Origin of the sequence: Micromonospora ferruginea (genome assembly GCF_013694245.2) — a bacterium.
Classification (GTDB): domain Bacteria; phylum Actinomycetota; class Actinomycetes; order Mycobacteriales; family Micromonosporaceae; genus Micromonospora; species Micromonospora robiginosa.
This window is the reverse complement of record NZ_CP059322.2, coordinates 3,649,309-3,670,801: the sequence shown is the minus strand read 5'-3', so window position 1 is coordinate 3,670,801 and position 21,493 is coordinate 3,649,309. Positions and strand designations below refer to the sequence as shown.

The 21,493-nt window shown below is 74.4% G+C and carries 19 protein-coding genes and 1 pseudogene; 11 read left to right on the top strand and 9 right to left on the bottom strand.

The window, feature by feature from the left end; translation table 11 throughout:
- Nucleotides 1-47 precede the first annotated feature (47 nt).
- Nucleotides 48-1,157 carry a GNAT family N-acetyltransferase gene (locus H1D33_RS15770; RefSeq protein WP_181572413.1) on the top strand — a complete coding sequence of 370 codons (1,110 nt, stop codon included), beginning with the start codon at nucleotides 48-50 and terminating at the stop codon, nucleotides 1,155-1,157.
- Between the two features lie 405 nt (nucleotides 1,158-1,562).
- A complete protein-coding gene (locus tag H1D33_RS15765) occupies nucleotides 1,563-1,724 on the top strand; it encodes a hypothetical protein (protein ID WP_181572414.1) in 162 nt (53 codons plus the stop codon).
- Between the two features lie 91 nt (nucleotides 1,725-1,815).
- On the opposite strand, the pseudogene H1D33_RS15760 reads toward H1D33_RS15765, so the two are convergent.
- Nucleotides 1,816-1,932: pseudogene (locus H1D33_RS15760) on the bottom strand (DUF397 domain-containing protein); the annotation flags it as partial.
- Nucleotides 1,933-1,944: 12 nt separating this feature from the next.
- Between H1D33_RS15760 and H1D33_RS15755 the strand changes: the two are divergent.
- Nucleotides 1,945-2,112: a hypothetical protein gene (locus tag H1D33_RS15755; protein ID WP_246412307.1), complete on the top strand. Its 168-nt coding sequence runs from the start codon at nucleotides 1,945-1,947 to the stop codon at nucleotides 2,110-2,112.
- 193 nt (nucleotides 2,113-2,305) lie between these two features.
- On the top strand, nucleotides 2,306-2,494 hold the full coding sequence (locus H1D33_RS15750; protein WP_246412078.1) for a flavin reductase: 189 nt from the start codon (nucleotides 2,306-2,308) through the stop codon (nucleotides 2,492-2,494).
- A gap of 135 nt (nucleotides 2,495-2,629) precedes the next feature.
- Here H1D33_RS15750 and H1D33_RS15745 read toward each other — a convergent pair whose 3' ends face one another.
- Complete coding sequence (locus tag H1D33_RS15745; RefSeq protein WP_181572415.1) at nucleotides 2,630-4,195, bottom strand: aldehyde dehydrogenase family protein; 1,566 nt, start codon at nucleotides 4,193-4,195, stop codon at nucleotides 2,630-2,632.
- Nucleotides 4,196-4,508: 313 nt separating this feature from the next.
- On the opposite strand from H1D33_RS15745, the gene H1D33_RS15740 reads away from it, so the two are divergent.
- Together H1D33_RS15740 and H1D33_RS15735 are read left to right on the top strand one after the other, a co-directional pair.
- Nucleotides 4,509-7,388, top strand: a complete 2,880-nt coding sequence (locus H1D33_RS15740; RefSeq protein ID WP_181572416.1) for a glycoside hydrolase family 9 protein — start codon at nucleotides 4,509-4,511, stop codon at nucleotides 7,386-7,388.
- 213 nt (nucleotides 7,389-7,601) lie between these two features.
- Complete coding sequence (locus H1D33_RS15735) at nucleotides 7,602-10,043, top strand: non-reducing end alpha-L-arabinofuranosidase family hydrolase (protein WP_181572417.1); 2,442 nt, start codon at nucleotides 7,602-7,604, stop codon at nucleotides 10,041-10,043.
- Nucleotides 10,044-10,088: 45 nt separating this feature from the next.
- On the opposite strand, the gene H1D33_RS15730 is transcribed toward H1D33_RS15735, so the two are convergent.
- From H1D33_RS15730 to bioB, 3 genes are read right to left on the bottom strand one after another with little or no spacing between them, the layout of a single operon-like run.
- Nucleotides 10,089-10,595: a GNAT family N-acetyltransferase gene (locus tag H1D33_RS15730; RefSeq protein ID WP_181572418.1), complete on the bottom strand. Its 507-nt coding sequence runs from the start codon at nucleotides 10,593-10,595 to the stop codon at nucleotides 10,089-10,091.
- 3 nt (nucleotides 10,596-10,598) lie between these two features.
- On the bottom strand, nucleotides 10,599-10,850 hold the full coding sequence (gene bsaP / locus H1D33_RS15725) for a biotin synthase auxiliary protein BsaP (RefSeq protein ID WP_246412080.1): 252 nt from the start codon (nucleotides 10,848-10,850) through the stop codon (nucleotides 10,599-10,601).
- A gap of 4 nt (nucleotides 10,851-10,854) precedes the next feature.
- Entirely contained in the window at nucleotides 10,855-11,850 is a 996-nt protein-coding gene (bioB, locus tag H1D33_RS15720; protein ID WP_181572419.1) for a biotin synthase BioB, read from the bottom strand.
- Between the two features lie 120 nt (nucleotides 11,851-11,970).
- On the opposite strand from bioB, the gene H1D33_RS15715 reads away from it, so the two are divergent.
- The 4 genes from H1D33_RS15715 to H1D33_RS15700 all read left to right on the top strand — a co-directional run bounded on the left by H1D33_RS15715 (nucleotide 11,971) and on the right by H1D33_RS15700 (nucleotide 16,209).
- A complete protein-coding gene (locus tag H1D33_RS15715; protein WP_181572420.1) occupies nucleotides 11,971-13,107 on the top strand; it encodes an 8-amino-7-oxononanoate synthase in 1,137 nt (378 codons plus the stop codon).
- Complete coding sequence (gene bioD, locus H1D33_RS15710; protein WP_181572421.1) at nucleotides 13,104-13,832, top strand: dethiobiotin synthase; 729 nt, start codon at nucleotides 13,104-13,106, stop codon at nucleotides 13,830-13,832. The genes H1D33_RS15715 and bioD overlap by 4 nt, the downstream gene beginning before the upstream one ends.
- Nucleotides 13,833-13,969: 137 nt before the next feature.
- Nucleotides 13,970-15,535: a sensor histidine kinase gene (locus H1D33_RS15705; RefSeq protein ID WP_246412082.1), complete on the top strand. Its 1,566-nt coding sequence runs from the start codon at nucleotides 13,970-13,972 to the stop codon at nucleotides 15,533-15,535.
- A complete protein-coding gene (locus H1D33_RS15700) occupies nucleotides 15,532-16,209 on the top strand; it encodes a response regulator (RefSeq protein WP_181572422.1) in 678 nt (225 codons plus the stop codon). The genes H1D33_RS15705 and H1D33_RS15700 overlap by 4 nt, the downstream gene beginning before the upstream one ends.
- Nucleotides 16,210-16,230: 21 nt before the next feature.
- Here the strand turns inward: H1D33_RS15700 and H1D33_RS15695 are convergent, their stop codons facing one another.
- From H1D33_RS15695 to H1D33_RS15685, 3 genes are all read right to left on the bottom strand, one after another.
- The gene (locus H1D33_RS15695; protein WP_181572423.1) at nucleotides 16,231-17,052 is read right to left on the bottom strand and encodes an ABC transporter permease; all 822 of its coding nucleotides are present in this window, start codon (nucleotides 17,050-17,052) and stop codon (nucleotides 16,231-16,233) included.
- On the bottom strand, nucleotides 17,049-17,981 hold the full coding sequence (locus H1D33_RS15690) for an ABC transporter ATP-binding protein (protein WP_181572424.1): 933 nt from the start codon (nucleotides 17,979-17,981) through the stop codon (nucleotides 17,049-17,051). Before H1D33_RS15690 ends, H1D33_RS15695 begins: the two co-directional genes overlap by 4 nt.
- A gap of 188 nt (nucleotides 17,982-18,169) precedes the next feature.
- The gene (locus tag H1D33_RS15685; protein WP_181572425.1) at nucleotides 18,170-18,838 is read right to left on the bottom strand and encodes a class I SAM-dependent methyltransferase; all 669 of its coding nucleotides are present in this window, start codon (nucleotides 18,836-18,838) and stop codon (nucleotides 18,170-18,172) included.
- Between the two features lie 180 nt (nucleotides 18,839-19,018).
- On the opposite strand from H1D33_RS15685, the gene H1D33_RS15680 reads away from it, so the two are divergent.
- Complete coding sequence (locus H1D33_RS15680) at nucleotides 19,019-19,858, top strand: hypothetical protein (RefSeq protein WP_181572426.1); 840 nt, start codon at nucleotides 19,019-19,021, stop codon at nucleotides 19,856-19,858.
- 6 nt (nucleotides 19,859-19,864) lie between these two features.
- Here the strand turns inward: H1D33_RS15680 and H1D33_RS15675 are convergent, their stop codons facing one another.
- Nucleotides 19,865-21,214: a glycosyltransferase family 2 protein gene (locus tag H1D33_RS15675; protein WP_181572427.1), complete on the bottom strand. Its 1,350-nt coding sequence runs from the start codon at nucleotides 21,212-21,214 to the stop codon at nucleotides 19,865-19,867.
- Nucleotides 21,215-21,493 lie beyond the last annotated feature (279 nt).

The following is a 21,493-nucleotide window of genomic DNA, read 5'->3' as shown; positions in this document are numbered from 1 at the left end:
GCGCAACAGCCGACCGGCATGGTCGGTGGTGAGGAAGGGAGACAACCATGACGCTGTGGCGGATCCGGGCCACCGTTGACGACCGGCCGGGTTACCTGTCGGTGCTCACGGCGAGCCTCGCGTTGCGCGGGGTCAACATCCTCACCGTGCAGGTGCACACCACCGAGGTCGGCGCGGTCGACGACTTCCTGGTCGACGCGCCGGAGCAGGTCACCGAGGCCGAGCTGCGGGCCGCCGTGGAGCGGGGTCGGGGCCGGGACTGCTGGGTCGCGCGCAGCGAGGCGCGCGGGCTGGCCGACGAGCCGACCCGGGTCCTCGGGCTGGCCGCCCGGCTGGTCCGCGACCCGGAGGCGGCCGGCGCGACGCTGCGGACGCTGCTCGGCGCCGACACGGTGACCTGGCGGCCCACGCCGGCCGCCGACCCGGGTGGCGTGGGCGGCACCACGATGCTGCTCGCCGACCCGGCGGGCGGCGCCTACGAGCTGCGCCGCCGGGAGCCCAGCTTCACCCCGGCCGAGTACGCCCGGGCGCAGGCGCTAGTCGAGCTGGCCGCGACGCTGGGTCACCGGGACGCCGACCGGGTCACACTGGTGCTGCCGGACGGCGCCGAGGTGTCGGTGCGGCCGGCCACCGCCGACGACGTGCCGGCCGTACGCGAGCTGCACGCCGGCTGTTCGGCGCGGAGCCGGCAGCGGCGCTACCTGAGTGGGGCGGCGGACCCGTCGCCGGGCCGGCTGCGCCGGCTGCTGGAGCCGGCCCGGGGAACGTCGGTGCTCGTCACGGCCGGCTCCGGCGGCCCGGCGGAGCCGGTGGTGGCGATGGCCAACCTGCTCGGCGAGGGCGACGAGGCCGAGGCGGCGTTGCTGGTCCGCGACGACTGGCAGCGCCGGGGTCTCGGCTCGGCGCTGCTGCGCCGCCTGGTCGGCCACGCCGACCGGGCCGGTTACGCCGCGGTGCTGCTGCACGTGCAGGCCGAGAACACGCCGATGCTGCGGACGCTGCGCCGGCTGGACCGGCCGGCGACCGTGGAGCGCGACGGCACCCTGCTGACCGCGACCGTGCCGCTGGCACCCGTTGCGTCGTCCCCGGCCGGTCGCGTCGTGGGACCGGCGCAGGCCGGCCAGGGCTTGCCGAGCCAGCGGTCGGGTCCGATCTGATCTCACGGCCGATCCGGCCGGGCCCTCGGGCGAGCCGCAACGGCGCGGCACGTCGCGGGACCGGGCGGAGGGGCCGCAACCGGCGCCGATGCGGCGCCACCCTGACCGACCTCCGATGCGGGGGACGGTGACACGAACGGGGCCTCCGGTGCGGGGGCCCCGTTCGTGTACCCGGGCGGCAGGCGGACGCCGGTTCGTCCGCCGCTACCCACCCGCCGACAAGATGCCGGCAGCCCGAAACGGCAGAGCGCCCCGCCCCGCACGGGCCCGGGCCCCTTCGCGGCCGCCCAGGCCAACCGCGCGCGGCGACCTGGGCGACGAACCCCCGCCGGCAGACCGGCTCGACGGCGGCCGTCGGGTCCTTCAAGCCCCGCACGCTCACAACGCCGAAAAGGCGAGGCTCCGATGGGCGAGCGGCACGACGGGGAAATGATCATGAAGTTAGCGGCATCACCGGAGATCGACATCGCCGTCAACCTCATGATCAACCGCTCGACCTTGGACGTGCGGCGGGCTTGCGTTGAGGACTTCGTCGATCATGGACTTGTGGTGCCAGAAAGGCGTTGATTCGGCGTGAAATCGGAGGTGCCACAAGTCCAAGATCGGCAGAGGTTCGCCCTGGGCTGCGCGGGTCCGGGGCGCGCTCGGGCCGGGTGGGTCAGCCGCGCGCGGCGACCTGGGCGACGAACGCTCGCCAGGACGTCGGCTCGAAGGCGAGCGCCGGGCCGGACGGGTCCTTCGAGTCCCGTACGCCGACGACGCTCTTCCCGCGACCGGGCGACGGTCGGTGACCGGGCCGGGCCGCCACCGGCCGGAGGTGCCCGCGCTGCGTACGGGCGACGTCCTGCACCTGACCCGGGAGGCGTCGCCGCAGTTCGCCTGCCCGATCAGGGTCCGGTTGATCCGGGTGCTGGACTGGACGACGGACGACGGTTGGTGGTGGGTGGACGTCTAGCGGCTCGGCCCGGACGGCACCGCGACCGCCCGCCGGTCGGTGTTCGTGCGACGGAGCGGGGTGCGTGTGCTGACCCCACCGCCGCCGGTGTCGCAGCGCCGCCCGCGCGTCGGCGCGCTCGTGTGATGGCCCGTCGCCCCGGTCCCGCCGACCACGTCCCGTCGCGGCCGACCTGGCGCTGCCGTGCCTGCGGGTGGCCCGGCCGTGCTCGACGGCGAAGCTGACCCTCCTCGCGCGCTACCGCGAGCGGAGGGCCGAGTTGCGGGCGTACCTCCTGACCCTGCACGAGGCCGCGGCCGAGGAACTGGCCGAGCTGGACGGCGGCCGGCGTCCGGCGGACCTCGAGGACCGCTTCACCGCCTGGGCCGCGCCTCGCGGCTGACCCGCCCCGACCGACCCGCCCGGCGGCCGAGCGGAGGTGCGTCGCCGCCAACCCCGGCTGCTGAACCAGGCCGCGTGTTAAGAAGGGGCCCCTCTCCTACGCGAGGCGTTAACAGGGGGCCCCTCCTTACACCGATCAGGTGCTTGGGTAGCTGCTGTGGTCGGGGAAGTTGCCGTAGAGCCGGTCGTCGCCGCCGACGGTGACGGCCTGCACCAGCAGGTCCCCGCCGACGAAGGCGCCCTTCCAGGAGGCGCCCCGGCCGCCGAACGGCTCGTCCCGGTCGCCCCGGGAGCGGGGCTTGTTGATGCCCACCTTGAACGCCTGGAGGTCCACCGCCAGCTTGCCGGCCAGCTCCTCGTCGTCGCAGGCCAGCGACGCGACCAGCGCGCCGTTGGAGGCGTTCATCGCGGCCAGCAACTCGTCGGTGGTGTCCACCACGACGATGGTGTCCACCGGGCCGAACGGCTCGGCGTGCATCAGGCGGGACCGGCCGGGCGGGGCGAGCAGCACGGCCGGGGCGACGTACGCGGAGGTGTCCTGCCCGTCCAGGAACGGCGCCCCGTCGAGCTTGCCCCGGTGCAGCGGCACGGCCCCGCCGCGGACCGCCTCGTCCACCTTGCGCCGCAGCTCGTCGGCCTTCGCGGCGCTGATGAGCGGGCCGAAGTCCAGCTCGGGCAGCGGGTCGCCGGCGGTCCAGTCGTCGCCGACCGCGAGCGGGTGGCCGAACCGGATCGAGCGGACGACCGGCAGGTACATGTCGAGGAACTCGTCGACCAGGTCCCGCTGGACCACGAACCGGGGGTACGCGGTGCAGCGCTGCTTGCCGTACTCGAAGCCCTTGCGCAGGTGCGCGGCGAGCGTGTCCCACCGGGAGAAGTCCCAGACGCCCCAGGCGTTGAGCCCTTCCTGCTCGATGAAGTGCCGCTTGTCGGAGTCGAGCAGCGCGGCGGCGACCTTGCCGCCGTTGGAGCGCCCGCCGACGAACGCCACCGCGCCGATCTCCGGCGCGCGGACCAGCACCTCGGACAGCTCCTCGCCGCTGCCGGAGAGCAGCGTGGCGGGCAGGCCGGCGCGGCGCATCAGCGCGTGGGCGACGGTGAGGCAGACCGCGCCGCCCTGCGACGGGGTCTTGGCGATCACCGCGTTGCCGGCGAGCAACTGCACCAGCTCGGCGTGCACCAGCACGCTCATCGGGTAGTTCCAGGAGGCGATGTTGCTGACCGGGCCGGGCAGCGGTTCGCGGCCGCCGGCGAGCATCCGCTCGATCTCCCCGACGTACCAGCGCACGCCGTCGAGCGCGCGGTCCACGTCGGCGCAGGCGAGCCGCCACGGCTTGCCGATCTCCCAGACCAGCAGCAGGGCGAGCAGGTCGCGGTGGGCGGTGAGCGCGTCGAGCGCGTCGAGGACCCGGGCGGTCCGCTCGGCGAGCGGGGTACGGGCCCAGTCGCGGTGCGCGGACGCGGCGTGGGCGACCGCGGCGCGTGCCGCGTCGGCGTCGAGGCGGGCCAGGTTCACCAGGACGGTGTTGTCCACCGGGGTGCGGACCGCGGTGGGCGTGCCGGTCTGCCGCCACTGTCCCTCGACGAGGTTGTGCAGCGTGGCGGTGCCGTCGTCGGCGGTGGTGAAGGCCTCCGGGGCGGCGGCCACCGCCCGGGTCAGGGTGTCGGACCAGGAGGTGCCGTCGGCGAGTCTGAGAGCCATCGCGATCTCCTCAGGGTTGTCCGGGGAGCGGCGGCGTCGATGACGCCGCTGGATGGGGCGACTGTCCCGTGCCGGTCGCGCGGCGGGCAACAGTCCATCGATGTGATCTAAGTTACCGACGAGTATCCCGAGGGGTGGGGCGGCGGCCGTCTTCCCAAGTGGTGACCGCGAGATTACATTGTCAACCATCCATGGGAGCGCTCCCGCGCCTCCGCGGTCCACCCCACCACCACCGCCGCACGGCGGCCCGACCGGCACCGTCCGACGCCGATCGCGCCGCCGTGCGGCAGCCCATCCTCCACAGGAGCTCGCCATGCCCCGACCGACCCCGCCGCCGCGCGGTCGCCCGTCCCGCCGGCTGCTCGCCGCCGGCGCCGCGCTGGTGGCCGCACTGGCCACCGCCGTGCCGCTCCCGGCCGCCGCCGCGCCGGCCGCCGCCCCGGCCGGGGCGCAGGCCGCGCCCGCGTTCAACTACGCCGAGGCGTTGCAGAAGTCGCTGTTCTTCTACGAGGCGCAGCAGTCCGGCCGCAAGCCCGCCTGGAACCGGGTCTCCTGGCGCGGCGACTCCGCGCTCACCGACGGCGCGGACGTCGGCGTGGACCTCACCGGCGGCTGGTACGACGCCGGCGACCACGTGAAGTTCGGCTTCCCGATGGCGTTCAGCACCACCATGCTGGCCTGGGGCGCGGTCGAGTACCGCGACGGCTACGTGGCCTCCGGCCAGCTCAGCTACCTGCTCAACAACCTGCGCTTCGTCAACGACTACTTCGTCAAGGCGCACCCGGCGCCGAACGTCCTCTACGGCCAGGTCGGCAAGGGCGACGACGACCACAAGTGGTGGGGGCCGGCCGAGGTGCTGCCGATGGCGCGGCCCGCGTACAAGATCGATGCGAGCTGTGGCGGCGCGGACCTGGCCGGCGAGACGGCGGCCGCGATGGCCGCGTCGTCGATGGTGTTCCGCCCGACCGACGCCGCCTACGCGGACAAGCTGCTCGGCCACGCCAAGCAGCTCTACACGTTCGCCGACACGGTGCGGAAGGCCTACAGCGAGTGCATCACCGACGCGGCCTCGTTCTACAAGTCGTGGAGCGGCTACCAGGACGAGCTGGTCTGGGGCGCGATCTGGCTCTACCGGGCCACCGGTGACGCGACCTACCTGGCCAAGGCGGAGAGCGAGTACGACAAGCTCGGCACCGAGCCGCAGTCCACCACCCGCTCCTACAAGTGGACGATCGCCTGGGACAACAAGCAGTTCGGCGCGTACGTGCTGCTGGCGAACCTGACCGGCAAGCAGAAGTACGTCGACGACGCCAACCGGTGGCTGGACTACTGGACCGTCGGCGTCAACGGGCAGAAGGTGCCGTACTCGCCCGGCGGGATGGCGGTGCTCGACTCCTGGGGCGCGCTGCGCTATGCGGCGAACACCTCGTTCGCCGCGCTGGTCTACAGCGACAAGACCACCGACGCGACCCGCAAGGCCCGCTACCACGACTTCGCGGTCCGGCAGGTCAACTACGCGCTCGGCGACAACCCGCGCAACTCCAGCTACCTGATCGGGTACGGGACCAACGCGCCGAAGAACCCGCACCACCGCACCGCGCACGGCTCCTGGTGGGACAGCCAGACCGTGCCCACCGAGACCCGGCACGTGCTCTACGGCGCGCTCGTCGGCGGCCCGTCGGCGGCCAACGACGCGTACACCGACAGCCGCTCCGACTACGTGATGAACGAGGTGGCCACCGACTACAACGCCGGCTTCACCTCCGCGCTGGCCCGGCTGACCAACGAGTACGGCGGCAGCCCGCGCGCCGGCTTCCCGGCCGCCGAGACGCCGGACATGGACGAGCTGACCGTGGAGACCACGGTGATGCAGGCCGAGCCGCGCGCCACCGGGCTGAAGGCGATCATCTACAACAAGTCGGCGTTCCCGGCCCGGGCGCTGACCACCGGTAAGTTCCGGTACTACTTCCGGCCCGACGGCACCGGCCCGGTGACCGTCACGCCCGGCTACACCCAGGGCTGCCCGTCGCCGTCCACCGCCAAGCAGCTCAGCGGCGACATCTGGTACGTCGAGGTCGACTGCACCGGTTACACGATCGCGCCGGCCGGGCAGTCGCAGCACCGGATGGAGGTGCAGTTCAAGATCGGCGTGCCCGAGGGCGGCACCTGGGACCCGACGAACGACCCCTCCTACCAGGCGACCGCCGGGCCGAACCGGAAGGTGCCGCTCTACTCCGGCGGCGTGCGGGTCTGGGGCGACGAGCCCGGCCCGGCCACCCCGGACACCACCGCGCCGACCGCTCCCGGCACCCCGGTCGCCTCCGGCGTCACGGCCACCGGCCTGACCCTGACCTGGCCCGCCTCCACCGACACCGGCGGCAGCGGCCTGGCCGGCTACGAGGTGACCCGGACCTCGACCGGCACCGATCCGGTGGTCACCGCGGCCACCGGCGCCACGCTCGCCGTCACCGGGCTGACGCCGGAGCGGACGTACCAGTTCACCGTGCGCGCGCTCGACGGCGCCGGCAACCGGTCGGCGGCGTCGACGGCGCTGACCGTCACCACGCCCGCCGCCCCGGCGCCGGACACCACCGCGCCCACCGCGCCCGGCACGCCCACCGCCTCCGCGGTCGGCGCCACCGGCCTGACCCTGGCCTGGGGCCCGGCCACCGACGCGGTCGGGGTCACCGGGTACCGGGTCTACCGGGGCGGGACAGCGCTGGTCGGCTCCACCACCGGCACCACGCTCGCGGTGACCGGGCTGACCGCGTCCACCACCTACACCTTCACCGTGGTCGCGGTGGACGCGGCCGGCAACGTCTCGCCGGCCTCGCCCGGCGTCACGGTCACCACCACGGCCGCCCCGACCGGCGGCGGCTGCGCGGTGACCTGGACGACGAACAGTTGGGACACCGGGTTCACCGCGAACGTCACCGTCACCAACACCGGCACCACGGCGCTCAACGGCTGGACGCTGGCGTTCACGTTCGGCAACGCCGGGCAGAAGGTCGGGCAGGCCTGGTCGGCGAACGTCACCCAGACCGGCACCGCGGTGACCGCCTCGAACCTGTCCTACAACGGCACCCTCGCCGCGGGGGCGTCGACGAGCTTCGGCTTCAACGGCACCCACACCGGCGCGAACCCGAGGCCGACGGGCTTCACCCTGAACGGGGCCGCCTGCACCGTCTCCTGACCGCCGATCGTCGGCGTGGCGAGGCCGGTCGCCCGAGTGCGGCGACCGGCCTCGCTACGCCCTCCGGTCCCAAAAAACATTTCCGAAACTTTTCCGAAACTCTTTGTCCGGGCCGAGGCCCGATGTAAGCATCGACACAGCTAGATATTCCAACCACGACGTCCAGTCGTCCTCGCCCAGACGGCTCGGGTGTTGGCCAGCAAGGAGGCCAAGATGGCAAGGAGCCCATCCGTCCAGCGCGGCGGGAGTTGGCGTCGGCGGTCGCCCGCCGTGCGAGCGGTGCTCGCCGGCGCGGTCAGCGCCGTGACCGTGGCCGCGGTGGCGGTGATGATGCCGTCCGCGAACGCCGCCGCGAGCACGCTGGGCGCGGCGGCCGCGCAGTCCGGTCGCTACTTCGGCACCGCGATCGCGGCCGGCCGGCTCGGTGACTCCACCTACAGCACCATCGCGGCGCGTGAGTTCAACATGATCACGGCCGAGAACGAGATGAAGCCGGACGCGACGGAACCCCAGCGGGGTCAGTTCAACTTCAACTCCGGTGACCAGATCTACAACTGGGCGACCCAGCGTGGCCTGAAGGTCCGCGGGCACACGCTGGCCTGGCACGCCCAGCAGCCGGGGTGGATGCAGAGCCTGAGCGGGAGCAACCTGCGGCAGGCGATGATCGACCACATCAACGGCGTGATGGCCCACTACAAGGGCAAGCTCGCCGCGTGGGACGTGGTGAACGAGGCGTTCAACGAGGACGGCAGCCGTCGTAACTCGAACCTGCAGGGCACCGGGAACGACTGGATCGAGGTGGCGTTCCGCACCGCGCGGGCGGCGGATCCGTCGGTGAAGCTCTGCTACAACGACTACAACATCGAGAACTGGTCGTACGGCAAGACGCAGGGTGTCTACCGGATGATCCAGGACTTCAAGTCGCGTGGCGTGCCGATCGACTGCGTGGGGTTGCAGACCCACTTCACCGGCGGTAGTTCGTTGCCGAGCAACTTCCAGACCACGCTGTCCAGCTTCGCCGCCCTCGGCGTCGACGTGGCGCTCACCGAGGCGGACGTCACCAACGCCTCCACCTCGCAGTACGCCGGGCTGACCCAGGCCTGCGTGAACGTGCCGCGCTGCATCGGCATCACGGTGTGGGGGGTGCGGGACAGCGACTCGTGGCGCTCCGGCGAGAGCCCGCTGCTGTTCGACGGCGGCGGCAACAAGAAGGCCGCGTACACCTCGGTCCTCAACGCCCTCAACGCCGCCGCCCCGACCTCGGGACCGACCTCGGGGCCGACCACCGGGCCGCCGCCGTCCGGCGGCAACGGCCGGATCGTCGGCGTGCAGTCGGGCCGGTGCGTCGACGTGCCCAACGCCACCCAGACCAACGGCACCCGGGTCCAGCTCTACGACTGCAACGGCCAGTCGAACCAGCAGTGGACGTACACGTCGAGCAAGCAACTCATGGTCTACGGCAGCAAGTGCCTCGACGCGAACGGCGCGGGCACCGCCAACGGCACCGGCATCATCATCTGGGACTGCAACGGCCAGGCCAACCAGCAGTGGAACCTCAACTCCAACGGCACCATCAGCGGCGTGCAGTCCGGCCGCTGCCTCGACGTCTGGGGCACCGGCAACGGGCAGCAGATCCAGCTCTACGACTGCCACGGGCAGACCAACCAGCAGTGGCGGACCGACTTCGGCGGCGGCACCACCTCGCCGTCCCCGACCACCTCGCCGACGTCCTCGCCGCCGCCCAGCGGCTGCGCGCTCCCGTCGACCTACCGGTGGTCGTCGACCGGCGCGCTGGCCAACCCGGCGAACGGGTGGGTCTCGGTCAAGGACTTCACCAACGTCGTCTACAACGGCAAGCACCTGGTCTACGCGTCGAACGTCAACAGCGGCGGCTCGTACGGCTCGATGAACTTCGGCCTGTTCACCAACTGGTCCGACATGGCCTCGGCCAGCCAGACCGGGATGAGCCAGGGCACCGTGGCGCCCACCCTGCTCTACTTCGCCCCGAAGAACATCTGGGTGCTGGCGTACCAGTGGGGGCCGACGTCGTTCAGCTACAAGACGTCGAGTGACCCGACCAACGCCAACGGCTGGTCCGCGCCGCAGACGCTCTCCACCGCCACCCTCCCCGACGCGCCGTACGGCGTCATCGACCAGACGCTCATCGGCGACGACCAGAACATGTACCTCTTCTTCGCCGGGGACAACGGCAAGATCTACCGGTCGAGCATGCCGCTCGGGAACTTCCCGGGCAGCTTCGGCTCCAGCTACACGACGATCATGACCGACTCGACGAACAATCTGTTCGAGGGCGTCGAGGTCTACAAGGTGCAGGGCCAGAACCAGTACCTCATGCTCGTCGAGGCGATCGGGAGCCAGGGGCGGTACTTCCGCTCCTTCACCGCCACCAGCCTGGGCGGCACCTGGACCCCGAACGCGGCCAGCGAGAGCAACCCCTTCGCCGGCAAGGCCAACAGCGGCGCGACGTGGACCAACGACATCAGCCACGGTGACCTGGTCCGCAACAACCCCGACCAGACCAAGACCGTCGACGCCTGCAACCTCCAGTTGCTGTACCAGGGCAAGAACCCCAGCGCGGGCGGCGACTACAACCTGCTGCCCTGGCGGCCGGGTGTGCTGACCCTCCAGCGCTAGCCGACCGGACGTGCCCGGCACCGCACGGTGCCGGGCACGCCCGACTCAGTCGGGCAGGTCCTCGGCGAGCAGGTCCATCAACAGGCCGTCGTGCCAGCGCCCGTCCGCGCCGCGCTCGTAACGGCGCATGATGCCCACCGGCCGGAACCCCACCTTCGCGTACGCCCGGATCGCGGCCGTGTTCGCCGCCGCCGGGTCGATGGTGAACCGGTGGTGGCCGTACTCGTCGGCCAGGTGCCGGACCAGCGTGCGGATGGCGTCCCCGCCCAGCCCGGCGCCGCGCGCCGCCGGGTCGAGGAAGACGTCCAGGCTGGCGTGGCGGTAGTCCGGGTCGGTCTCGGCGTACCACTGGATCGCCCCGACCAGCCGGTCCTCGTGCTCGATCACGTAGACGGTCAGCGAGTCGTCGGCCAGGTCGGCGCGGACCGCCCCGGCCAGGTCGTCGTCACCGCGCCACCAGCGGCGTACCTCCGGGGTGGCCCGGATCGCGGCCAGCGCCGCGACGTCGGCGTCCGTCGCCGGCCGCAGCGTCACCGCCCGTCCCCGCAGCACCGCTCAGCCCCGCCGCTCGCCGTGCTCGACGCAGACCGCCGACCAGCCGGCCGGCACGACCTGCACCTTCATCCGCCGCCGGCAGGACGGGCACCAGCGCGGCGGCTCCAGCGCCCGGGCCGCCGCGCACGCCGCGTGCGGGCCGTCGGCCACCGACTCGCCGCACCTGTCGCACCAGCGCGCCACCGGCTGACCGCCGTCGGCGGGCGCGGCGGGTCGGGTCAGCTCGGCGGGTCGGGTCAGCTCGGTCACCATCGCCTCACAGGGTCGCGGAGAGCGCCTTCACCGGCATCTTCAGCTCGGTCAGCAACTTCAGGTCGTCCGTTGCCGGCCGGCCCAGCGTGGTCAGGTAGTTGCCGACGATGACCGCGTTGATGCCGCCGAGCAGGCCGTCGCGGGTGCCGAGGTCACCGAGGGTCAGCTCGCGCCCGCCCGCGTAGCGCAGGATGGTGCGCGGCATGGCCAGCCGGAACGCGGCGATGGCCCGCAGCGCGTCCTTGCCCTCGACCACCGGGCGGTCGCCCAGCGGCGTGCCGGGGCGCGGGTTGAGGAAGTTCAGCGGCACCTCGTGCGGGTCCAGCTCGGCGAGCTGCGCGGCGAACTCGGCCCGCTGCTCCACCGTCTCGCCGAGCCCGAGGATGCCGCCGCAGCAGACCTCCATGCCGGACTCGCGGACCATCCGCAGCGTCTCCCAGCGCTCCTCCCACGAGTGCGTGGTGACCACGTTCGGGAAGTAGGAGCGGCAGGTCTCCAGGTTGTGGTTGTAGCGGTGCACGCCCATCTCCACCAGCTCGTCGACCTGCTCCTGGGTGAGCATGCCGAGCGACGCGGCGACCTGGATGTCGACCGCCTCCCGGATGGCCGCCACCCCGTCGCGCATCTGCTTCATCAGCCGGGCGTCCGGGCCGCGCACGGCGGCCACGATGCAGAACTCGCTGGCCCCGGCCGCGGCGGTCTGCTTCGCGGCCTCCACCAGCGCCGGGATGTCCAGCCAGACGGAGCGCACCGGCGAGGTGAACAGGCCGGACTGGGAGCAGAAGTGGCAGTCCTCCGGGCAGCCGCCGGTCTTCAGCGAGACGATGCCCTCCACCTCGACCTCCGGGCCGCACCAGCGCATCCGCACCTCGTGGGCGAGCTGGAGGGCGGCCGGCAGGTGCTCGTCCGGCAGGTTCAGCACGGCGAGGATGCCGGCCTGGTCGAGGCCGACGCCGTTCTCCAGCACCCGGGTCCGGGCCTGGTCGAGGATCTCTGGCATGGCCGTAACCTAACCCGGCGAGCCGGCACCGCGCCACGCCGGGGCTGCCTGGCCGGGTGGTAACTTCGCCCCGCGGAAGCGCCCGGGCGGGGCGGGAGGTCGGCGGGAGGGGACGGCACGGTGGCGGACTGGCTGGCGGCCCTGGACCGGGGCGCCGAACTGCGCGCCGAGGCGGGCCTGACCCGCACGCTGCGCCCGCGCGCCGCCGACGACGCCGTGGTCGACCTGGCCGGCAACGACTACCTGGGCCTGGCCGCCCACCCGGAGGTCACCGCCGCCGCCACGACGGCCCTGTCCCGGTACGGGCTGGGCGCCACCGGGTCGCGCCTGGTGCGCGGCTCCACCGACCTGCACCACGCGCTGGAGGACGAGCTGGCCGACTGGCTCGGCGTCGACCGGGCGCTGGTCTTCTCCTCCGGCTACCTGGCCAACCTCGCCGCGGTCCGGGGCCTGACCCAGCCGCGTACGCTGCTCGTCTCCGACGCGCACAACCACGCCTCGCTGATCGACGGCTGCCGGATCTCGCGGGCCGAGACGGTGGTGACGCCGCACGGCGACGTGGCCGCGGTGGCCGCCGCGCTGGCCGCCGCGCCGGGCCGCCCCGCCGTGGTGGTGACCGAGTCGGTCTTCTCCGTCGACGGCGACCTGGCCCCGCTCGCCGAGCTGCACGAGGTGACCCGCCGGCACGGCGCGCTCCTGCTGGTCGACGACGCGCACGCGATCGGCGTGACCGGCCCGGCCGGGGCCGGCGGGGTGGCCGCCGCCGGGCTGGCCGGCGAGCCCGACGTGGTGGTCACCGCGACCCTGTCCAAGGCGCTCGGCGGGGCCGGCGGCGTGGTCGCCGGGCCGGCGGAGTTCGTCCGGCACCTGGTGGAGACCGGCCGCACGTTCATCTTCGACACCGCCCCGCCGCCGGCGGTGGTGGCCGGGGTGCACGCCGCGGTGCGGCTCGCCCGGGCCGGTGACGCGCTGCGCGCCGAGCTGGCCGACCGGGTCGCGCTCGCGGTGCGCCGCCTCGGCGCGGCCGGGCTGTCCGTCTCCGCCCCCGACGCGGCGGTGGTCTCGGTGACCGCGCCCGGTCCGGAGGAGGCGACCGCCTGGGCGGCCGCCTGCCGGGACCGGGGCGTGGCGGTCGGCTGTTTCCGCCCGCCGTCCACGCCCGACGGCCGCTCCCGGCTGCGGCTGACCGTCGGCGCCGGGGTGGACCGGGCGGAGTTCGCCCGCGCGCTGGACGTGATCGTGGAGTGTGTCTCATGAGTGACGGCTGGACCGGGGCGGTGCTGGTGACCGGCACCGACACCGAGGTCGGCAAGACCGTGGTGACCGCGGCGGTGGCCGCCGCCGCGCAGGCGGCCGGCCTGCGGGTCGCGGTGGTCAAGCCGGGCCAGACCGGCACGGCCACCGGCGAGCCCGGCGACGTCGACTCGGTGACCCGGCTGGCCGCCCCGCTCACCGGCCGCACCCTGGCCAGCTATCCGGACCCGCTCGCCCCGCTGGCCGCGGCCCGGGTCGCCGAGCTGCCGCCGCTGGAGCTGTACAGCGCGGTCGACGCGATCCGCGAGGAGGCCGACAAGCACGACCTGGTGCTGGTCGAGGGCGCCGGCGGGCTGCTCGTACCGATGGGACTGCGCCCGTCCGGCGAGCCCTGGACGGTGGCCGACCTGGCGGTGTCGCTGGGCGCGCCGGCGGTGGTGGTGGCGCGGGCCGGGCTCGGCACGCTCAACCACACCGCGCTGACGCTGGAGGCGCTGGAACGGCGGGCCGTCCCGGCCGGCGTGGTGATCGGCGCCTGGCCGGCGGAGGCGGAGCTGGTGCACTGGCTCAACCTGTCCGAGCTGGTGCCGAACCTGCTCGGCGCGGTGCCGGCCGGCGCCGGCGGGATGGACCCGGGCGTGTTCCGCCGCTCGGCCCCCGGCTGGCTCACCCCCGCCCTCTACGGCGTGCTCGACGACTGGCGGGCCTGGGCCGAGGAGAGCGGTTAAGGCGGGGCCCCTTCTTAACGCATTCGGTAGAGGAGGGGGCCCCTTTTAACGCCGCCGCCGCCCCGGCTGATCGCGCCGGGTGCGCACCTGACCTTCGTCGGTGTCCGGGCCGGCCGGGCGTGGGTAGCGTGACTGCCGTGAACCTGCGCCCGCTGTCGTGGACGGCCCGTACCCGGACCGGTGACCTGCTGCTCTGGGCCGTGCTCGCGACGCCGGTGACGTACGCCCGGCTCACCCCGCCGTGGCGCTCGCACGAGGCGCCGCTGCTGGTCGGGATGCTGGCGCTGCTCGGCCTCGCGGTGGTGATGGGCCGCCGCCGGCCGCTCGCGGCGGTGCTGCTGGTGGTGGCGGGCTCCCTGGTGGACGGCAACGTGATGTTCGCCATCCCGGTCTTCGGCTACCTCGCCGGGCTGCGCGACGCGCGGGCCGCCCCGGCGGCGGCCGTGTTCGCCGCCATCGCGCTCACCGGCACCGTGCTCAACCTGGGCCTGCTCGACACCGAGCCGGCCGTCTGGTTCCAGCTCGCCTCGGTGCTGCTCTTCGCCGGCGTGTTCCCCTGGCTGCTGGGCCGGCTGCGACGGCAGCACCGGGCGCTGGCCGAGGCCGGGCGGCGGCACGCCGAGCAGGAGCGCCGGAGCGCGGCGGAACAGGTACGCCTGCGCGAGCGGGCCCGGATCGCCCAGGACATGCACGACTCGCTCGGCCACGACCTGAGCCTCGTCGCGCTGCGGGCGGGCGCGCTGGAGCTGGCGACCGGGCTGTCCCCGGCCCACCGGGCGGCGGCGGGGGAGCTGCGGGCCAGCGTCGCCGCGGCGACCGAGCGGCTGCACGAGGTGATCGGCGTGCTGCGCGAGGAGCCCACCCGGCGTCCGCCCGGCGAGACGGTCGCCGACCTCGTCGACGGCGCCCGCGACGCCGGGATGACCGTGCACCTGCGCGGCGGGACGTCCGCCGACGCCCCCGCCGGCCTGCCGCCGCTCGTCGCGCACGCCGTGCACCGGGTGGTCCGGGAGGCGCTCACCAACGCCGCCCGCTACGCGCCGGGCGCCCCGGTCACGGTCACCGTGGCCCGCGCCGCCGACGCGGTCACGGTCGAGGTGGTCAACCCGCCGGCCCCGGCGGACCCGCTGCCCGGGCCGGCGTCGCACGGCTCCGGGCTGCTGGCGCTGCGCGAGCGGGTACGCCTCGCCGCAGGCGCCCTGGACGCCGGCCCCCGCGACGGCGGCTGGGTGGTCACCGCCCGACTCCCGGTGCCCGCCGCCGTCACCCCGGGCGACGCCCCTCCGCCGGGCGGGGTCCGACCCGACGGCGACCCGGTGACGGTCGGCGACCCCGGCGAGGCGCACCACGGCGGGTGGCCCGCCGACGAGGCGCGGCGGCTGCGGGAGGCCCGCCGGCGGGTACGGCGCAGCGTGCTCGTCGCGTTCGGCGCGCCGGCCGGGCTGGCGGTGGCGCTGGCGCTGATCTACTACCCGCTGGCCACCGCCGGCGCGGTGCTCGACCGTCCCGGCTACGACCGGCTGCGGCTGGGCGAGCAGCGTGACACGCTCGGGCTGCCCCGGCGGCAGGCCGACCCGCCCCCGACCGGCGCGGCCCCGGGCTGCGAGTTCTACACCGACGGCAACTTCCCGTTCGCGGAGCCCACCTGGCGGCTCTGCTTCCGCGACGGCCGGCTGGTCAGCAAGGAGCGGATCGCGTCATGACCGACGACCACGGGCGGCCCCTGCGGGTGGTGCTCGCCGACGACGAGGCGCTGGTGCGGGCCGGGGTCCGGGCGATCCTGGCCGCCGACCCGGGCATCGAGGTGGTCGGCGAGGCGGGCGACGGCCCCGCCGCGGTGGAGCTGGTGCGTGCGCACCGGCCCCGGGTGGCGTTGCTGGACGTCCGGATGCCGCGCGGCGACGGGCTCGACGCGGCGGCGCAGATCCGTCGCCTGGTGCCGGAGACCGCACCGGTCATGCTGACCACGTTCGGCGACGACGACCTGATCGCCCGCGCGCTCGGTATCGGCGCGGCGGGCTTCCTGCTGAAGTCCGGCGACCCCAGGGAACTGTTGGCCGGGGTGCGCGCGGTGGCCGACGGCGGGGCCTACCTGTCGCCCCGGGTGGCCCGTCGGGTGATCGAGTTGAGCGGTGGGCGGCTCGCCCGTGGCCCGTCCGCCCGGGACCGGCTGGCCGGCCTGACCGACCGGGAGCGGGAGGTGCTCGCGCTGGTCGGGGCGGGCCTGTCCAACGCCGAGATCGCCCGCCGGCTGCATCTGGTCGAGGGCACCGTGAAGAGCTACCTGACCAGCGTCTTCACCCGGCTCGACGTGCGCAACCGGGTGCAGGCGGCGATCCTCGCGTACGAGGCGGGGCTGGTCCCGCCGGCAAGCTGACCAGCCCCGCCCCGGCGACGGTCAGGCGTCGCGCCGGGCCAGCGCCCACCGGCCGAGCGCCAGCGCGGCGACGGCCCAGCCGGCGAGCAGCAGCAGCCCCACGGCCGCCGGATAGGGCTCGGTGTCACCGGCCAGGAAGTGGGTGCCGGCGACGCCGGGGAACCCGTCCGCGATCCGGTTGAGCACGGTGATGTCCGGCTCCTGCAGGGACAGCGGCACGATGTAGAGCAGCGCGAGGAGCACGGTCAGGGTCAGCACCGGGCCGCGCAGCGCCGCGGCCAGCCCGAGCGCCAGCACGCCCACCATCGTCAGGTACGCGGCGCAGGCCAGCACGTCGGTCACCGTGGCGCCCCACGGCGCGCGCCCCCACTCGCCCAGCACCGGCCGGGCCACCGCCGCGCCGACGGCGGCGAGCAGCAGCCCGACGCCGAACGTCACCGCGCCGACCACGATCGCCTTGGCCGCGAGCACCCGGCTCCGCGACGGGGTGCAGCGCAGCGTGGTACGGATGGTGCCGGTGGCGAACTCGCTGGTGATCGCGAACAGGCCGAGGCCGAGCACGACGAACTGGGTCAGCTCCAGCGAGCCGGCCACCACGTCGCCGACGTCGAGCACGCCCGGGTTCACGGTCGGGTCGTCGTCGGTGTTGGCGTTCACCGCGTAGATGGCGAACTGGGCGGCGGTCGCCGCCATGGTGACCAGCGCGGCGACGAGCGTCCACCAGGTGGAGCGCACCGACCAGAGCTTGGTCCACTCGGCGGCCACCGCACCGGCGAGCGGGTGGCCGGCCGGCACGGGCCGGCGTACCGGCCGGGCGCGGCCGAGCGTGGGCGACGTGGTCATCGGGTGCCACCTCCGGTCGGGCCGGCGGCGAACTCCACGCTGCCGGCGGTCAGCTCCAGGAACGCCTCCTCCAGGGAGGGCGCGACCGGGGTCAGCTCGTGCAGCCGCACCCCCAGCTCGTACGCGAGGTCGCCGACCCGGCCGGCGGTGCTCCCGGCGACGGTGAGCCCGCCCCCGTCGGCGGTGACCGTGGCGCCCTCGGCGGCCAGCCGGTCGGCGAGCGTGGCGAGCGCCGCCGGCTCCGGCCCGTGGACCCGGACCGAGGCGGCCGGCCGGGCGGCGATCAGCTCGGCCAGCGGCGCGTCGGCCACCAGCCGGCCGCGCCCGAGCACCACCACCCGGTCGGCGGTCTGCTGCATCTCGCTCATCAGGTGGCTGGAGATCAGCACCGTGCGGCCCTCGTCGGCGAGCCGCCGGGTGAAGCCGCGGATCCAGCGCACCCCGTCCGGGTCGAGCCCGTTGACCGGCTCGTCGAGCAGCAGCACCGGCGGGTCGCCGAGCAGCGCGCCGGCGATGCCGAGCCGCTGCCCCATGCCCAGCGACAGCGCCCGGCCCGGCTTGCCGGCGGCGCGGGCGTCCAGGCCGACCAGGTCGAGCACCTCCGCCACCCGCCGGGCCGGTACGCCGTTGCTGCGCGCCATCGCCCGCAGGTGCGCCGCGCCGGAGCGGGCCGGGTGCACGCCGGTGGCGTCGAGCAGCGCGCCCACCTCGTACAGCGGGTGGCGCAGGGTGCGGTAGGGCCGGCCGCCGACCAGGGCCTCGCCGGCGGTGGGCCGGTCCAGCCCGAGCACCATCCGCATGGTGGTGGACTTGCCGGCGCCGTTCGGGCCGAGGAACCCGGTCACCTGGCCGGGGCGGATCTCGACGGTCAGGTCGTCGACGGCGGTCACCCCGCCGAACCGTTTCGTCAACCCACGAAGTGTGATCATGCGCCGACGCTAGGCGGCGAGCCGCACGCGCCACCGCCGCCGAACGGCACCCACCCACCCCCACTTTGGTAAGGCGGGGGCCCTTCTTAACGCATTCGGTAGAGGCGGGGGCCCCGCTTAACAGCGGCGTTAAGCGGGGCCCCCGCCTAACACGGGGGCGTTAAGCGGGGCCCCCGCCTTACAGGCAGTCAGCGGCGGGCGCCGGGTGGGGTCGGATCCAGCTCCCACACGGTGGTGCGCTTGACCCGGACGCTCTCCAGCGCCTCGGACACCGGCACGTCGTACGTCGCCAGGGCGTGGAAGCGTTCGCGCGGCAGGAACGCCCGGTCCGGGTCGCCCACCAGTACGCGCGCGCCGGCACGGGCGGCCCGGAGCAGGAAGCGCAGCATCCGCCGGGCCATCGCCTCGCTGTAGAACACGTCGCCGGCCAGCACCACCTCGGCGTCCCCGGCGTCGGAGTCGAGCACGTCGCCGAGTTCGGCGTCGACGCGTACCCCGTTGGCGTCGGCGTTGAGCGCGACCGCCGCGACGGCCCGCTCGTCCACCTCGACGGCCCGGACGGCGGCCGCGCCGGCCCGGGCGGCGGCGATCGCGACCAGGCCGGAGCCGGAGGCCAGGTCCAGCACCCGGCGGCCGGCGACCACCTCCGGGTGGTCGGTCACGTGCCGGGCGAGCGCCTGCCCGCCGGCCCAGGCGAAGGCCCAGAACGGCGGCGGCTGCGAGCTGCGGAACTCGCCCTCGGTCAGCTCCCAGAGGCCGATCGGCTCGTCGGCCTGGTGCAGCCGCACCTCGGGGACGAACGCGACCGGGGCGAGGCGGGCGTGCAGCCGGACGAACGCAGCGGACAGCTCGGACACCCGCCGATTGTGTCGTACGGCCGATTCCGGGCGTGTCGGCGGGCGGCGGTGACCGGTTCACCACCGTCGGTGAAAAGACCCCCCGATGTTGACGTTGGATGCGAACACGCCCGTCTACCGGGCCGCCCGGCCCGCTCCTAGCGTTGCCTGTGGACACGACCGACGTGAGGAGGGGCCCTGGTGAGCGGCTGGCGGCACGCGCTGCGGATCGGGCTGGTGCTGACCTGTCTGGCGGGAGCCGGCTACGGCGGGGCCGCGCCGGCCCGGGCGGCGGCGGCCTTCTCCACGGAGTTGAGCGGGCTGCCCGACGAGTTCACCGCCGGCAACCGGGTGGAAACGCTCTCCGCGGTGGTGTCCCGCTCCGACCGCGCCAACCGCGACGACTGCGTCAAGGTGCGCTGGTCGATGCTGCTGCGGGTGCAGGGCCTGCGGCTGGACCAGGTCAAGGTGGACCGGGTGGAGGAGACCGGCTCGTTCCCGTTGGAGATCCGCACCGAGGGGGACACCGCGCGGCTGACCGACCGGGAGCTGGATCCGGGCGTGCTCTGCCCCGGGCGCACGGTCACCGCCCGCTACCGGGTGGCGTTCGCCGAGGACGTGGGGCGTGGCCAGGTGAGCATCGCCGCCGAGGCGTACGACCCGCAGTTGCGGCTGCTGGCCCGGCGGACCGCCTCGCGCCAGGTGGTGGGCGAGGCGGCCGCGCCGACGCCGGAGCCGACGGCGACCAGCGCCGAGCCGACCGACCCGCCCAGCGAGGAGCCGGTCGCCGAGGAGTCGGAGACGGACGAGTCGACCGACCCGGCGGTGGTGGAGCCGCCGGCGAACGCCGCCGGGCAGCCGGTCGCCTCGACCGGGGGGTTCGGCGTGGTGCAGGCCGCGTTCCTGCTCGGCGGGCTGCTGCTCTTCCTCGGCGCGGGCCTGCTGTTCCGGATGCGGCGCCTGCTCCGTCCCGCCGGTGACCCGGACGGGGACCTTGCGCCGTCGTTCGAGCGGCGACGGACCCGGCGACGCGGGCGGTGACCGGCCTCAGCCGGCGGCGGCCTGCGCGTACGCGGGCGCGGCGTCGGCGGTCCGGGGCGGGCGCAGCGACAGCACGGCGCCCAGGCCCGGCACCTCCTGCCGGTCGACGGTGAACTGGGCGGCCAGCGACCGGCGCAGGTACGCCAGCGACTCCGGGTCGGCGGCGGACATCTCCGGCGCGCTGTCCCCGGTGGCGACCAGGTGCACCTCGCCGGCCAGCAGCAGCGACGAGTTGACGAACTGGCACAGCTCGGGCCAGAGCAGGTAGCGCCAGAAGTCCACGCTGACCACCGCGTCGAGGCTGCCGGGCGCCAGCGGTGGGGCGAGCCCGATGAGGTGCAGGTTGGTCGGCCCGACCGGCGCGGTGTGGTCGAACGTCAACGCCTCCGCGGGCAGCCCGGCGTCGGCGCTGCCGCTGCCCACCCAGAGCACCCGGGGGCCGGGCAGCCGGTCGGCGAGCCGTGCCACGGCGGGGCCGATCGCGCAGGTCGACCGCGCCACGCTGGCGCGCACCAGGGAGCGGAAGAACAGGATCCGCTTGACCGCCTCCGGGCCCACGATGACGCTGAGGAACTCCCACTCCAGGCAGGGGTAGAGCGCCATGATCGAGCGGGTGTTGGCCATCATCTCGGCCCAGTTGCGGCCCATGTCGCGGTGGTGCGGCAGGTGCACGACGCGGGCGTCGTCGTCGTAGGAGAAGGTCGCCCCGGCCCGGTCCACCCGGTAGAACAGCTCGATGTCCTCCATGCCGTAGCTGAGCGCGAACTCCTCGCGGAAGCCGTCGACCCGGTCGAACAGCTCGCGGGGCAGCGAGATGTTGTGCGTGTAGGCGACGGTCCAGCCGACCTCCAGCCAGTCCCGGCGCTCGTCCGGCACGCCGTCCGGGGGAAAGCGCATGTCACCGCCGTGCGGTGAGAGGCGGGGGATCGCCGCCGGCTCGTCGCGCAGCACGGCGGGCAGGTGGGCCAGCCCGATGTCGTCCCGGCGACCGATCAGCACCGGGGCGGCGTCCGGCGCGCGGTGGTGGGCCAGGTGCCGTTCCAGCAGGTCGGGCAGCGCCCAGGAGTCGGCGTCGAGGAAGACGATCAGGGGCGTGGTGGCGTGCCGTACGCCCTCGTTGCGGACGCCGGAGCGGCCACGGCGCTCGGGCAGCTCGATCAGCCGCAGCCGCAGGCCGGCGCCGGCGGCCAGCGCCGCCGGGTAGCCGTCGGGCGAGCCGCCGTCGCGCACCACGACGACCTCGAAGCGGTCCGGCGGCAGCGTCTGGCGGGCCAGCGCCCGCAGGGTCAGCTCCAGGCAGTGCGGGTCCTGGTAGGTGGGTATGACGACGGTCAACTCGGGGGTGGGCGACGTCATGCGTGATCTCCGTTCGTCGGTCCGCGGCGGACGTGCGCCGTCGGGGCCACCGGCGCGGCGGGTTCGTTGCGGATCGCCGACGCGGGCGTGCGGGAGGGGACCGGCCGGGGGGGGTGGAGGCCGGAGAAGCCGTGATGAGGATGATTCACGATAACCGTACGCATAGTTGACAGTCACTGAAGGTAGGGGGTTGGTAGGGGTGGGCCGCTTTACAAAAACTTTGCTCTTGTAAAAGAGTCGGACGACTGACACAGTCGGGGCAGGAGCAACCGATCGGAG

What these genes read in the sequence shown, in the direction of transcription:
- bioD (WP_181572421.1), top strand. Translation starts at nt 13,104, where the DNA reads ATGAGTGACGGCTGGACCGGGGCGGTGCTGGTGACCGGCACCGACACC.
- H1D33_RS15740 (WP_181572416.1), top strand. Translation starts at nt 4,509, where the DNA reads ATGCCCCGACCGACCCCGCCGCCGCGCGGTCGCCCGTCCCGCCGGCTG.
- H1D33_RS15770 (WP_181572413.1), top strand. Translation starts at nt 48, where the DNA reads ATGACGCTGTGGCGGATCCGGGCCACCGTTGACGACCGGCCGGGTTAC.
- H1D33_RS15690 (WP_181572424.1), bottom strand. Translation starts at nt 17,981, where the DNA reads ATGATCACACTTCGTGGGTTGACGAAACGGTTCGGCGGGGTGACCGCC.
- H1D33_RS15735 (WP_181572417.1), top strand. Translation starts at nt 7,602, where the DNA reads ATGGCAAGGAGCCCATCCGTCCAGCGCGGCGGGAGTTGGCGTCGGCGG.
- H1D33_RS15675 (WP_181572427.1), bottom strand. Translation starts at nt 21,214, where the DNA reads ATGACGTCGCCCACCCCCGAGTTGACCGTCGTCATACCCACCTACCAG.
- H1D33_RS15765 (WP_181572414.1), top strand. Translation starts at nt 1,563, where the DNA reads ATGGGCGAGCGGCACGACGGGGAAATGATCATGAAGTTAGCGGCATCA.
- H1D33_RS15695 (WP_181572423.1), bottom strand. Translation starts at nt 17,052, where the DNA reads ATGACCACGTCGCCCACGCTCGGCCGCGCCCGGCCGGTACGCCGGCCC.
- bsaP (WP_246412080.1), bottom strand. Translation starts at nt 10,850, where the DNA reads ATGGTGACCGAGCTGACCCGACCCGCCGAGCTGACCCGACCCGCCGCG.
- H1D33_RS15745 (WP_181572415.1), bottom strand. Translation starts at nt 4,195, where the DNA reads ATGGCTCTCAGACTCGCCGACGGCACCTCCTGGTCCGACACCCTGACC.
- bioB (WP_181572419.1), bottom strand. Translation starts at nt 11,850, where the DNA reads ATGCCAGAGATCCTCGACCAGGCCCGGACCCGGGTGCTGGAGAACGGC.
- H1D33_RS15700 (WP_181572422.1), top strand. Translation starts at nt 15,532, where the DNA reads ATGACCGACGACCACGGGCGGCCCCTGCGGGTGGTGCTCGCCGACGAC.